Here is a 13,213-nt window from a genome sequence, read left to right on the forward strand (position 1 = left end):
GAACCGCTTATTGAAGACCACCGTAGTTTTCCTCGCGGATCACACGTGGCGTGATCTCACGAGGCTCGATGGTGACTGGCTGGTAAATCACGCGTTTTTGCTCGGGGTCGTAGCGCATTTCCACGTGACCGCTGACTGGGAAATCCTTACGGAAGGGATGGCCAATGAAACCGTAGTCAGTCAGGATACGGCGCAAATCGTTATGGCCTTCAAAGACGATGCCAAACAGGTCAAACGCCTCTCGCTCAAACCAGTTCGCGGAGTTCCATAAATCAGTGACCGAGTCAACGACCGGGAAATCATCGTCAGGACAAAATACCTTGATCCGCACGCGCTGATTCAGGCTGACTGACAGCAGATGCGATGCAACACAGAAGCGCAGCCCATCGCATTGGCCGTCTTTATATTCAGAATAATCCACACCGCAAAGGTCAATCAGCTGCTCGAATTTGCAGCCTGCCGCATCACGCAACAAGGTTGCTGCCGCCAGGTAGTCAGCCGCAGCCACAATCACCGTCACTTCACCAAGCGCGACCCGAATGCTTTTGACCCTGCTTCCAAGGACTGCTCCGATGGTATCGGCAAGCTGTTGGGCTGAAGCAGGAGACGGAAGAACCAAAGTAGATGACAACAGCATCAAGCCCTCGCAATCGTGTTGGTGCGGCGAATTTTTTGCTGCAACTGGATGATGCCGTACAGCAAAGCCTCGGCGGTGGGCGGACAACCCGGCACATAGACATCCACCGGCACAATGCGGTCGCAACCGCGAACCACCGAGTAGCTGTAGTGGTAGTAACCACCGCCGTTGGCGCACGACCCCATCGACAAGACCCAGCGCGGCTCAGCCATCTGGTCATACACCTTGCGCAGAGCCGGCGCCATCTTGTTGCACAGCGTACCCGCAACAATCATTAAGTCGGACTGACGCGGACTGGGACGAAATATCATCCCAAACCGGTCGATGTCGTAACGCGATACGCCGGTATGCATCATTTCTATCGCGCAACAGGCGAGGCCGAATGTCACAGGCCAAAGCGAACCAGTCTTGGCCCAGTTGACCACCGAGTCGTAACTCGTGGTCATGAAGCCTTCCTTAAAAACACCTTCAAGTGACATATCCGTACCTTTGTCGCAAAAATGCCTGGGGCTCTTTCCCCCATTTCTTACTTATTCCCAGTCCAGCGCACCTTTTTTCCACTCGTAGACAAAGCCCACGACCAGGATACCCAGGAAAATCATGACAGACCAGAAACCCACCGGACCTATTTCCTTGAGCGCAACCGCCCACGGAAAAAGAAACGCGACTTCAAGGTCAAAAAGAATAAAGAGGATGGCGACAAGGTAATAGCGCACATCGAATTTCATGCGGGCATCTTCGAAGGCTTCGAAGCCGCACTCATAAGGGGAATTTTTTTCGCTGTTAGGACGCACGGGACCCAACAAACGGCCCAACACCTGAGGCACAACACCGACACCTGCACCAACCAAAATAAATAGAAGAACAGGAAGGTATTGATCGAGGTTCATGATGGATTTAATTTCTGCAAATCCGCTTGCGCAGCTTGTATCAGTTTACCGTTTGAACCGAAAACATCGCCGAAGCGCTGCTGCCGATATTTTTATCTGGTGCGGACGGCGAGACTCGAACTCGCACAGCTTTCGCCACTACCCCCTCAAGATAGCGTGTCTACCAATTTCACCACGTCCGCGGTGTTCAACTGCCCAGTTGGTACGAGGGAAAATCTTGCGATTTATGACTTTCTGGACACCCTAGAGTTTACCCTGAAATAACCCTTATTTCAGTAGGGAGTGAACGATTCATCAGGTTATTTCGTCGGGATCTGCGCGGCACCCGATGCGGCATGCGCAGGCGGCGCTGGAACTGCAGCGTTGGTCGTTGCAGGTGCAGTGGTTCCAGGGATTTGAGCCGCACCGGAGGCTGCGGATGCGGCGGTCCCAGGTATGGGCGCCGTAACAGCGGCACCTTCCAGCACGCTGGAGCCCGTGCGTGGCTGAGCGTTACCAAAGTATGCCAACGCCAGGGTGCAGACGAAAAATATCGCCGCCAAAACAGCCGTGGTGTGCGACAGGAAGTTGGCGCTGCCACTGGCGCCAAACAGACTGCCTGAGCCCCCACTGCCGAACGCAGCACCCATGTCGGCGCCTTTGCCGTGCTGCACCAGAATAAGACCAATCATGGCCAGCGCCGAAAGCATTTGCACAGCGAGAACAACAGTCAATACAACGTTCATATTTACTCCTAATTTAATAGCATTCTGCAACCATCAAACGTGGGCTGCAGCAATAATTTTCAAGAAATCCGGGGCTTTGAGCGAGGCGCCGCCAATCAGGCCTCCGTCAATATCGGGTTGGGTCAACAGCGAAGTCGCATTGGCCGCATTCATGCTGCCGCCATACAGGATTTTTACACGCGCTGACTGGTCGGTCGCGGCTTTGAGCTGGGCCCGCAGCACTGCATGAACGGCCTGAGCCTCTTCAGGCGAAGCTGTCTTGCCAGTGCCTATGGCCCACACGGGTTCGTAAGCCACCACGATTTCACTGATGCAGTGTCCGTTGGCATGAATCACGGCAGCCAGCTGACGCTTGACCACTTCCTCGGTGCGACCCGCTTCGCGTTCGGCCAATGTTTCGCCAATGCAAACGATGGGCGTAATACCCGAAGCCAGCGCAGCCTTGGCCTTGTCGGCCACCAAGGCATCGGACTCACCGTGGTACTGACGACGCTCGGAATGACCCACGATCACATAACGGCAACCCAGATCCTTGAGCATGGCCGCACTGACCTCGCCAGTGTAGGCACCCGCCGATTGCGCCGAGACATCCTGTGCGCCCACGTCAAGAGCTGACAGACCTGGATGGGCGGATTTCAGGGCTTGAACCTGCGCCAGGTAAGGCGCAGGCACGCACACGGCGACATCACAATTCGGATTGGCGGCCAGCCCTTTCGTTAACCCAATTGCCAACTCAGCCAATAAGGCTTCATTGGCAGCCAGACTACCGTTCATTTTCCAGTTTCCTGCAATCAGCTTTTTCATGGGATCCTCATGTTGCTTGCCAACTACCAGGTTAAAACGATTTTGCCGACATGCTGGTTGGACTCCATCAGCACATGCGCTTTGGCCGCATCGGCCGCGGCAAAGGTACTGTGGATCACGGGCTTGATGGCACCACTGGCAACCAGTGGCCAGACCATTTCCTTTAGCGCCTTGGCAATGGCAGTCTTGAATTCAAGCGAACGCGGGCGCAAGGTCGAGCCGGTAATGGTTAACCGCTTGCGCAACACCAGACCGGCGTTGAACTCGGCCTTGACGCCGCCTTGCAACGCAATGATGACCAGGCGGCCGTCTTCGGCAAGGCACTCTACTTCACGCGACACATAGCTACCGGCGACCATGTCAAGAATGACGTTGACACCCTGGCCGTTCGTCAATTTTTTAACCTCTGCTGCAAAGTCACTGGTCTTGTAATTGATCGCATGGTCGGCGCCCAATGCCAGGCAGGCGGCGCACTTGTCATCACTGCCGGCAGTCACCAGCACCATGGCGCCCAGCGCCTTTCCCATCTGGATGGCCGTCACGCCAATACCGCTGGAGCCACCCTGAATCAGCAGGATTTCGCCTTTTTGCAGGCCTGCTCGTTCAAAGACATTGCTCCAGACCGTAAAGAAAGTCTCAGGCAGCGAAGCCGCTTGCACATCACTCAATCCTGGTGGCACGGGCAGGCACTGCCCGACGGGCGCCACGCACAACTCGGCATAGCCCCCACCCGCCACCAGGGCGCACACGTGGTCGCCAATCCTGAAGCCAGCTGCAGACATCGCCTGCGCGTCGCCCGCGATGATCTCGCCCGCGACTTCCAGCCCCGGAATGTCGGACGCCCCGGGCGGCACCGGGTAGTTGCCGGTGCGCTGCAGCACATCAGGCCGGTTCACGCCACTGGCGCTCACACGGATCAGCACCTCGCCCGCAACTGGAGCAGGCGCAGGACGCGCGCCCAAACGCAGCACGTCAGGCGCGCCATAGGAGGTAATTTCAACGGCTCTCATGGATTTTCAGGTAATTTGTGCCGCTGACCCCAATTTTTCAGGCGTCAGCAGCTACAAAATAAATAGCAGATACTGATTAACCGTTGTCCTGATTTTGACCAGGACGGTCAAGCAGCGCCTTCATCGACAGCTTGACGCGGCCTTTTTCGTCGGTTTCCAGAACTTTGACCCTGACGATCTGGCCTTCGCTCAGGTAGTCGCTAACCTTCTCAACACGCTCGTGGGCGATCTGGCTGATGTGCAGCAGACCATCTTTGCCGGGCAACAGGTTGACCAGTGCACCGAAGTCCAGAATCTTGGTGACTGCGCCTTCGTAAACCTTGCCAATTTCGACTTCGGCGGTGATCTCGGCAATGCGGCGCTTGGCCTCGTCAGCCTTGGCGCTGTCGTTGGAAGCGATGGTGATGGTGCCATCTTCCTCGATGTTGATCTGGGTGCCAGTCTCTTCGGTCAGCGCACGAATCACGGCGCCGCCCTTGCCGATCACATCACGGATCTTCTCGGGGTTGATCTTCATCACATACAGACGCGGCGCAAAGTCAGACACCTCGGCCTTGGCTTCGCCCATGGCTTCCTGCATCTTGCCCAGAATGTGCATGCGGGCTTCCTTGGCTTGGGCCAGTGCCACCTGCATGATTTCCTTGGTAATGCCCTGGATCTTGATGTCCATCTGCAGCGCGGTAATCCCGAAGGTGGTACCCGCGACCTTGAAGTCCATGTCACCCAGATGATCTTCATCACCCAAGATGTCGGTCAGCACGGCGAAGCGGTTTTCTTCCTTGATCAGACCCATGGCAATACCGGCCACGTGCGCTTTCATGGGCACACCTGCGTCCATCAGGGACAGGCAGCCGCCGCAGACGGAAGCCATCGATGATGAGCCGTTGGACTCGGTGATCTCGCTGACCACGCGCATGGTGTACGGGAACTCTTCTTTGGTTGGCAGCACGGCGATCAGTGCACGCTTGGCCAGACGACCGTGGCCGATTTCGCGGCGCTTTGGCGTGCCGACGCGACCAGTCTCGCCGGTGGCAAACGGAGGCATGTTGTAGTGCAGCATGAAGCGGTCTTCGTACTCGCCCGCCAGTGCATCAATACGCTGCGCATCGCGCTCGGTGCCCAGGGTAGTGACCACCAGAGCCTGGGTTTCGCCACGTGTGAACAAGGCGGAACCATGGGTACGGGGCAGCACGCTGTTGCGGATTTCGATGGGGCGCACGGTGCGGGTATCGCGTCCGTCAATGCGCGGCTCGCCGGCCAGAATCTGGCTGCGAACAATCTTGGCTTCAATGTCAAACAACATGCCTTCAACGGCAACACCGTCAAACACGACACCATCAAGCTTCAGGTCTGCCATTACGACAGCATAAGCTTCGCGGCAGGCGCGGGTACGTGCCTGCTTGTTGCGAATTTGATAAGCAGCCACAAGTTTATCGGTGGCCAGTACGCCCACCTTGGCGATCAATGGCTCGTTCTTGGCGGGTGCTTTCCAGTCCCACACCGGCTTGCCAGCGTCACGCACCAGTTCGTGAATGGCGTTGATGGCGATATTGCCCTGCTCATGGCCGAACACCACAGCGCCCAGCATGATTTCTTCAGACAGTTGCTTGGCTTCAGATTCGACCATCAGCACGGCGGCTTCGGTACCAGCCACCACCAGATCCATGACGGAATCCTTGCGCGCGGTCTGGCCGGGGTTGAGCACGTATTCGCCGTTGATGTAACCAACGCGGGCAGCACCGATGGGGCCACTGAACGGGATGCCACTGACGGACAAAGCGGCGCTGACCGCGATCAAGGCGGCGATGTCAGCATCAACTTCAGGGTTCAGTGACAGGGTGTGGACCACCACATGCACTTCATTGAAAAAACCTTCGGGGAACAGGGGGCGGATCGGGCGGTCGATCAGGCGGCTTGTCAGCGTTTCAAACTCGCTGGGACGGCCTTCGCGTTTGAAGAAGCTGCCAGGGATCTTGCCAGCGGCATAAGTCTTTTCAAGGTAATCCACTGTCAGGGGGAAGAAGTCCTGACCGGCCTTGCCTTCGGTCTTGGCAACCACCGTAGCCAACACCACTGTGCCGTCCATGTCCAGCAGCACTGCGCCACTGGCTTGGCGAGCGATTTCGCCAGTTTCCATGGTGACCGTGTTCTGACCCCACTGGAAGGTCTTGGTAACTTTATTGAAAATACTCATGTTCTTTTCTCCACTAGTTTCGAGCACTTAAGGCCGTGCAAAAAGGCCCGGAGAGTCGGCTGGCTGAACCCGATGCCATTCCACAAAATGCCTGGCTATCAGGAGACCTGAGGACCAGGACGTTTCTTGTGGAATGACACAGCGCGTGTTCGTTTTGCCTTGCTCCGAAGTAAAAAACGCCTGAGCTAGTGAACTAACTCAGGCGCTCTCAAGTCGGTTTACCGCTTATTTGCGCAGGCCAAGCTTGGCAATCAGCGCGGTGTAACGGTCAGCATTTTTGGACTTCAGGTAGTCCAGCAGCTTGCGGCGACGGCTCACCATGCGCAGCAGGCCACGGCGACCGTGGTGATCTTTGGCATGGGTTTTGAAATGGGGCATCAGTTCATTGATGCGGCCGGTCAGCAGCGCCACTTGAACTTCAGGACTGCCGGTGTCGTTGGCAGCACGTGCGTTGGCCTTGACAATCTCGGCCTTCACTGATTTTTCGATCATGATTTTCCTCTTGCAACTAAGTGCACTTGCGAGGAAAGCAGTGCTCCCGACATAGGAGTTGACCGCTTTCGTCGTGCTTGGTATTTGCTATCTGCCAGCAGCCTTTTGCAGGCCTGCTGTAGAAAACAACCCTGAATTATAGCGCAAGCCAACGTTTAAGCCGCTCTACACCCTGCCCCAGCCTAGCGATGTCCTGGCTGGCAAAACACCAGCGCAGCCAGCCCTGCGCCTCGGATGCAGGATTGACCATGAACGCGTTGCCCGGCGCCAGTCCCAGCCCAGCCTCCACCACCAGCCGCTTGGCCGTGTCAAAAGAATCCCGGAACCGATCCTGGCCCTCCAACCTGAAAAAGGCGTACATACCGCCCTTGGCAGGTGCCACCTGAACACCCGGCACGGCCTGCAACAGCGGTACCAGCGTGTCACGACAGATTTTCAGGTGATTCACAACCCGGGGCGTGATGTCGGCCGTCCGCTCAATGGCCATCAACCCGGCGCGCTGCACAAACACCGGCGCGCAGGAGGTATTGAACTCGATCAGCTTGCCCATGTGCAGCGTCATGCTGGGCGGCATCACCAGCCAGCCCAGGCGCCAGCCCGTCATGAGAAAGCTCTTGGAGAAACTGTGGGCGACGACCAGACGGTCTTCCGGACTCGCGATATCCAAGAAACTGGGCGCACAGCCGCGCGCTGTCTCCTCAAAATAAAGGCGCTCATACACCTCGTCCGCCAGAATCCAGGTGCCTGTGCGCCTGCAGTGCGCCAGAATCGTGGCCTGCTCGGCGCGCGTCAGTGTCCAGCCTGTCGGATTGTTCGGCGCGTTGACAATCAAAAGCCTGGTTTTGGGCGTGATCGCTGACAGCAGTTCCGCCATGTCGAGCTGCCACTGCCCGGCCACGGGTTTGAGGCTCACGCATTTCACGACTGCCCCCATGATGGCAGGCTGCGCGGTGAGGTTGGGCCAAACCGGCGTTACGGCCACCACCTCGTCGCCAGCATCCACCAGCGCCTGCACGGCCAGCATCAGGGCATTGACACCGCCCGACGTGACGGCGATGCGCTCGGCACCGATAGGCGCAGCGCCCGGACTACGCAGGGCTGTAGCATAGCGGGCGATGGCCTCACGCAACTCGGGCAAGCCGAGGTTGTGGGCATAGAAAGTCTCGCCCTGCTGCAGCGAAGCGGCAGCAGCATCACGGATAAAAGCGGGCGTGACCTCATCACTCTCGCCAAACCAGAACTTGAGCACATCGGTGCGCCCCATGCCGGCATTGGCCACTTGGCGGATCATCGATTCTTCAAGGTTTAAAACGGCTTGTCTCATGCGCACCCTTCAGTCTGCTTGGTTTCGTATCGTTTAGGGCCGCACCATCTTGCAGCTTTGCGGCTGCTCTGCACGCTCCAGCGCAATCGTCTTGATGACGCGAAAACCATAGCCCGAGCCTTCAACATCAAATTTCACACCGGGGGTGCCCTGCCTGTCCATCAGCGCCACCATCAGCGGCTGCTGGAACTGATGATCGGCGGCGCGCATCGCACCGTGATGACCTGAAAAAGTAAGCGTGGCCCGCTCCAGCTGCGCGGCAACAGCTATCGAATCTGTAGCGCCAGCCTTCTCGATACTTTGAGCCAGGGCTTCGATCATCAACTGCATGCGCATATGCACGTAGTCGTCTTGCGGATTTGGAAAGCGCTGACGGAAGGACTGGTAGAAGGCTTCCGAGCGCGCGCCCGGCGCGTTGGGGAACCACTCGGCCACGGCAATAACCTTACCCACACCGGCATCGCCCAGTGCAGCCGGCACGCCCAGCGCATTGCCGTAAAACGTGTAAAACTTGCCTTCGTACCCGACCTCTTTCGCCGCCTTGATGAGCAAGGTCAAATCGTTGCCCCAGTTGCCGGTGAGCACCGCCTGCGCCCCGCTGGCCTTGATCTTGACGGCATAGGGTATGAAGTCCTTCACGCGTCCGATCGGGTGCAGCTCATCACCCACAATCTGCACGTCGGGACGCTGCAAGCCGATCTGTTTGCGCGCCTCCCGCAGCACCGCCTGACCAAAGCTGTAGTCCTGGCCAATCAGGTAAATGCTCTTGAGCTTCTTGTCGTCCTTGAGCACCTCCATCAATGCGGCCATGCGCATGTCGGCATGGGCGTCAAAACGGAAATGCCAATAGCTGCATTTTTCATTCGTCAGGATGGGATCAACCGCCGAATAGTTGAGAAACAGCACGCGCTTGCCTGGCTCGCGCTCGTTGTGTTTGTTGATGGCATCGATCAGCACCGCTGCAATGGCCGATGAATTGCCTTGCGCAATGATGGTCACGCCGTCGTCAATCGCTGAACGCAATGCCGCCAGGGCTTCCTCGCTCTGACCCTTGTTGTCATAGCGCTCAACCACCAGATTGCGGTGGCCGCTGGCGAGCTTGACGCCGCCGCGCGCATTGACACGTTCCGTTGCCCACACGAGGTTGCGAAACACCGCTTCTCCGGTGTTGGCAAACGGCCCGGAAAGGCTTTCGATGAGCGCAATACGAATGGGTGGCAGGGATGGCTGGACTGCCGCCTGTGCCACGGAGGCCAGCGAGGCTCCAAAGAACAAGGCCACCAGCAGGTGTTTCAAAAATTTTTGCATTAAAAAATACGTTCCGCTTTTCAGTTTGAATATATAGGGTGCACACCCCATCGAGGGTTCTGCGGCCATCGCAGTGAACGCCGCGCAGTGTAAAGGCAAACGTCCTGTAAATGTCCTGCTTAACCGGCCTGCAGAAGGCTCAACGGGCATCGGCCAACTCGGGCTGCAGCGCTGCCAGGTCCCAGCGCGGTTTCACGTCAAAGGTGTAGCCGTGCTGCAGCGTTTCCAGGCCCGCCTGCAGGCGCATGCCAGCGGCCAGGGCAATCATGGCGCCGTTGTCAGTGCAAAAATCCAGTTCGGGATAATGCACCCGGATACCGCGGTTCTGGCAGGCCGCGTTGAGCTGGCTGCGCAGCAAGGCATTGGCGCCCACACCGCCCGCCACCACCAGTCGCTGGAGCCCGGTCTGCGTCATGGCGCTCAGCGATTTTTTGACCAGCACCTCCACAATCGCCGCTTGCGTGGAAGCGGCCAGGTCGGCCTTGCGGCTTTCCAGCTCGGGGCCCAGTTTTTTGGCTTGCGTCAGCACGGCGGTTTTCAGGCCGGCAAAGGAAAAATCGAGGTTGCCGCTGTGCAACAGCGGCCGGGGTAGTTTGAACGCTGCGCCGTCACCCTGCTGCGCCAACTTCGACAAATGCGGCCCGCCGGGATACGGCAAGCCCATCAGCTTGGCCGACTTGTCAAAAGCCTCCCCCGCTGCGTCATCAATGGTTTCCCCGAGCAACTGGTAGCTGCCCACACGGTCTACCCGCATCAACTGGGTATGCCCGCCCGATACCAGCAGCGCCACAAACGGAAACTCCGGGGGGTCGGCACTCAGAAAAGGCGACAGCAGATGGCCCTCCAGATGGTGCACGCCCATCACCGGCTTGGCCAGCGCAGCCGCCAGCGAGCAGGCCACGCCCGCGCCCACCAGCAGCGCGCCCGCCAAGCCCGGTCCGCGCGTGTAGGCAATCACATCCACCTGCGCCAACGAGCGCTGCGCCTGCTTCATGACCTCCTGTGTCAAGGGCAACACCCGCCGGATATGGTCCCGACTGGCCAGTTCCGGCACCACGCCGCCGTAGGCCTGGTGCATGTCAATCTGGCTGTACAAAGCGTGCGACAGCAGACGAGGCACATCTTTCCCTGCGGTATCCACGAGGGCTACACCCGTTTCATCACAACTCGATTCAATTCCTAGTACAAGCATCTGCCAAGTGTAAGGTTTGACCAACAGACCGGGCGCCAAAGGGCCGCCCCGATCAATCGACCTCATCTCTAACTCACCGCGCGGTGATGACGCGGGAGGGTCGTATCTGCTCGAAGTTCAGATACTTCTCTTGCCGGCGTCCCTCAATGCTGACCCGGTGGTTTTGGGCCCGTTGAAACGTGGCGATTTGATCAGGCGTAGGCGAGGTGATTTTCCAGACACGCCCCTGATCGTCCGTCACCGCCCACCAGGCGCCCGGTTCTGAGCCTTTCAGCGTCAAATTCCCTGAGATGCTGACATCTGCACTCTTCCGGGTCGGGTCGCTGGCGCTGTTGACACAAGCTGCCAATGCCAGCAATGTAACGCCCAATACCCAGCGCATGAGGCCGATTCCGGAGGTGGAAAATTTTTGCGTTCTCATTTGATGATCACCATCAAGCTTGTGTTGGCGGGCACCACCACACCGTTGCGCACGTAGCTGGTTTTCCCTGCGGCAATGGTATCGCGCTGATAGGTATGCGTGGTCGCGGCATAGCCCGAGGTCAACGACGCAGGAGCAGCCAGGGCAAGGGGAGAAAGGTCTTTGGCTTGCAGGGTGTAAGCGCCCGCAACGGTGCTCGGGTAGCCGTAACCCGCGGGCGTACCGACTGCGGGAAGTTGCCCAAATGCGGTGGCACCAAAACGCGCAAATTCGTCGCTGAAACTGGGCCCCCCGTTAGCCTTGATCAGCCCATCCAGACAGGCATAGCTGGTCAATGAAGTGCCGTCACTGCATGATGTGACGAGTTGCTGGTAGATCGACAGGCCGTAGCGGCGATTAAGGAACGCGCCAAATCCGCCACCGATAGCGTAGTTGGGCGATGAGTCCACCAACAGCGTCGGCCAATTGATGTAGCTGACGTTGCCGCCCGTGAGCAGGTACCCCGGCAGGCGGTAGCTCAGGATCTTGTTGTAGCCGCTGACGACGGCGGGTGTCACGATGTCCTCCGTCATCATCGCCGAGGTCTCTTCAAGCCAGGTGTCGTGGACCACGCCTCTTGCGACCGAACGCTGGTAGAAGTTCACCATGTGCGTGGACTCATGCAGCAGTGTCGACGTTGTATAGTTGAGACTAGCTTTAATTTGGCCAGCGTTGATGAAAACCGCGAGCGCTTCATTTGAACTGTTGGATGGTGTTTTGAGCAGATTGTTGCCCCCAAAAAAATAGCCCGCCCATCCGGCGGAATCTGGAACATTCAGCAGTACGACGTTCACGTCCTGCAAGGTGCCAGGGACGTCTTTGATCAACTCGGCATACGTTGATGCGGCAGAACCCCAAAGGTCGCCCAACAACGTGTTGAGTTGGGCCAGGCCACCGGCGCTTCCGCAGTAAGACGTCTGCATGGCGCCAAGCGCCGCCGACAACTCGGCCGCCGTAAATTTCCCCGAAGATACGATGGTCGGATCAACCCACCACACCACGTTGCGGCCACTGGGTAACGGACACACAAACTGCACCGAGGCGGCGTAGGCCACGGGTGTCGCCGGAAAGTTGTCGATCCATGATCTGCTCGCACCCACCGCTGGAGAAAATGACAAACGCGTCACTGCCGCCGAGTTGGTGCTCAGCAGGTCAGCGGCTGTTTTGGCCGTCGTGCGGGAGCGAATGAGGCCCGCTGAAATCGCCCGGTTTTTTTCCAGCATTTGCGCGTGGGCATCGTCATGCTTCTGATGCTCTGCCACCGCACCGGCAAAAAGACCGGAGTCAGCCAAGACGGGGGTAGGCGCCACTGGTGACGCGAGTATCCCGGACGCCGGAGCTGTTGCAGAAGCCTGGGAGCCGTTGGAAAAAACCAGCGTGGCAACTTTTCCTGCAGCAACCCCCGCGATGTCGACATTGATCGTTGCTGCGGAGCTTGAGGTGTTGTTGTAGCGCCAGACACCAATGCCCGTACCGCTGTAGGTATTGGCGTTGATGGCTCCACAATTGGCACCGGTGCAGCCTGGGACCAGTGAGGCGGTAAGGCCAACGGTTGTAGGGACCTGATTGGATGCAGCAGGGCTGCTTCCCCCACCACCACAGGCCGCCAGCGCCAAACAAAAGATCGAGACGAGCAGGTACTTCATGTAGCGATAGTTCATATTGATTTTGAACTCCCTCGGAGCGCGAATAAGGCACAGTTCGAAAGCGCTACACGCGACACTGCGCATAGAACCACCAAGTATCTTTGAAATCAGATGCAGTTGCCGCGCTGCACCTTGAGCGCCACAGCCGTTTCATCACAACCCGATTCAATGGCCATTACAGCACCGGACAAGTGTAAGGTTGCCACCTTTTTGGGGCGGGTAGCGCGCGCGAAAGCCCCTTGCCAGGGCGTTGAAGTCAACATTGGCGCGAATCTTGCAATATTTATGACATCGCCCCATACCCTGCGCCTGGTTGTCATTGCGCCGGATTTATCCGCATTCGACGCAGCGGATGAGGCTGACCTGGCGCTGATTGAACGCTCGCGCCAGTTGCGCATTGGCTTGCTGGCAGGCGGCTTCAACCTGATTGCCACGCTGCCTGCCGACACCTTCCTGCGTGAGCGGCTTGCACAGCTGCAACCCGACCTGATCATTGTGGATGCCGAAAACGACGCGCGCGACTCGCTGGAA

General features: G+C 58.1%; 13 protein-coding genes, 1 tRNA gene and 1 pseudogene. 1 reads left to right on the forward strand and 14 read right to left on the reverse strand.

Going from position 1 to position 13,213, the window contains the following annotated elements; translation table 11 throughout:
- Positions 1–7 precede the first annotated feature (7 nt).
- The 14 genes from B3F77_RS07465 to B3F77_RS07530 all read right to left on the reverse strand — a co-directional run bounded on the left by B3F77_RS07465 (position 8) and on the right by B3F77_RS07530 (position 12,697).
- Positions 8–637 carry an NADH-quinone oxidoreductase subunit C gene (locus B3F77_RS07465; protein ID WP_293604351.1) on the reverse strand — a complete coding sequence of 210 codons (630 nt, stop codon included), beginning with the start codon at positions 635–637 and terminating at the stop codon, positions 8–10.
- Entirely contained in the window at positions 637–1,116 is a 480-nt protein-coding gene (locus B3F77_RS07470) for a NuoB/complex I 20 kDa subunit family protein (protein ID WP_293604352.1), read from the reverse strand. The genes B3F77_RS07465 and B3F77_RS07470 overlap by 1 nt, the downstream gene beginning before the upstream one ends.
- A gap of 51 nt (positions 1,117–1,167) precedes the next feature.
- The gene (locus B3F77_RS07475; protein ID WP_293604353.1) at positions 1,168–1,527 is read right to left on the reverse strand and encodes an NADH-quinone oxidoreductase subunit A; all 360 of its coding nucleotides are present in this window, start codon (positions 1,525–1,527) and stop codon (positions 1,168–1,170) included.
- 97 nt (positions 1,528–1,624) lie between these two features.
- Positions 1,625–1,709, reverse strand: a tRNA-Leu gene (locus B3F77_RS07480).
- Positions 1,710–1,826: 117 nt separating this feature from the next.
- Positions 1,827–2,252 carry a preprotein translocase subunit SecG gene (gene secG, locus B3F77_RS07485; RefSeq protein ID WP_293604354.1) on the reverse strand — a complete coding sequence of 142 codons (426 nt, stop codon included), beginning with the start codon at positions 2,250–2,252 and terminating at the stop codon, positions 1,827–1,829.
- Positions 2,253–2,285: 33 nt separating this feature from the next.
- Positions 2,286–3,056 carry a triose-phosphate isomerase gene (gene tpiA, locus B3F77_RS07490; RefSeq protein WP_293604355.1) on the reverse strand — a complete coding sequence of 257 codons (771 nt, stop codon included), beginning with the start codon at positions 3,054–3,056 and terminating at the stop codon, positions 2,286–2,288.
- 23 nt (positions 3,057–3,079) lie between these two features.
- The gene (locus B3F77_RS07495; protein ID WP_293604356.1) at positions 3,080–4,066 is read right to left on the reverse strand and encodes an NAD(P)H-quinone oxidoreductase; all 987 of its coding nucleotides are present in this window, start codon (positions 4,064–4,066) and stop codon (positions 3,080–3,082) included.
- 76 nt (positions 4,067–4,142) lie between these two features.
- The gene (gene pnp / locus B3F77_RS07500) at positions 4,143–6,260 is read right to left on the reverse strand and encodes a polyribonucleotide nucleotidyltransferase (protein ID WP_293604357.1); all 2,118 of its coding nucleotides are present in this window, start codon (positions 6,258–6,260) and stop codon (positions 4,143–4,145) included.
- 225 nt (positions 6,261–6,485) lie between these two features.
- Positions 6,486–6,752 carry a 30S ribosomal protein S15 gene (gene rpsO, locus B3F77_RS07505; RefSeq protein WP_293604358.1) on the reverse strand — a complete coding sequence of 89 codons (267 nt, stop codon included), beginning with the start codon at positions 6,750–6,752 and terminating at the stop codon, positions 6,486–6,488.
- Between the two features lie 136 nt (positions 6,753–6,888).
- On the reverse strand, positions 6,889–8,076 hold the full coding sequence (locus tag B3F77_RS07510; protein ID WP_293604359.1) for a pyridoxal phosphate-dependent aminotransferase: 1,188 nt from the start codon (positions 8,074–8,076) through the stop codon (positions 6,889–6,891).
- A 33-nt stretch (positions 8,077–8,109) separates the two neighbouring features.
- Entirely contained in the window at positions 8,110–9,384 is a 1,275-nt protein-coding gene (locus B3F77_RS07515) for a branched-chain amino acid ABC transporter substrate-binding protein (RefSeq protein ID WP_293604360.1), read from the reverse strand.
- 139 nt (positions 9,385–9,523) lie between these two features.
- The gene (tsaD, locus tag B3F77_RS07520) at positions 9,524–10,576 is read right to left on the reverse strand and encodes a tRNA (adenosine(37)-N6)-threonylcarbamoyltransferase complex transferase subunit TsaD (protein WP_293604361.1); all 1,053 of its coding nucleotides are present in this window, start codon (positions 10,574–10,576) and stop codon (positions 9,524–9,526) included.
- A 73-nt stretch (positions 10,577–10,649) separates the two neighbouring features.
- Positions 10,650–10,958: a hypothetical protein gene (locus tag B3F77_RS07525; protein WP_293604362.1), complete on the reverse strand. Its 309-nt coding sequence runs from the start codon at positions 10,956–10,958 to the stop codon at positions 10,650–10,652.
- A 35-nt stretch (positions 10,959–10,993) separates the two neighbouring features.
- Complete coding sequence (locus B3F77_RS07530) at positions 10,994–12,697, reverse strand: M30 family zinc metallopeptidase (protein WP_293604363.1); 1,704 nt, start codon at positions 12,695–12,697, stop codon at positions 10,994–10,996.
- Between the two features lie 270 nt (positions 12,698–12,967).
- Between B3F77_RS07530 and B3F77_RS07535 the strand changes: the two are divergent.
- Positions 12,968–13,213: pseudogene (locus B3F77_RS07535) on the forward strand (response regulator); the annotation flags it as partial.

The organism is Polaromonas sp. UBA4122 (assembly GCA_002381615.1).
Taxonomy (GTDB): Bacteria; Pseudomonadota; Gammaproteobacteria; order Burkholderiales; family Burkholderiaceae_C; genus Polaromonas.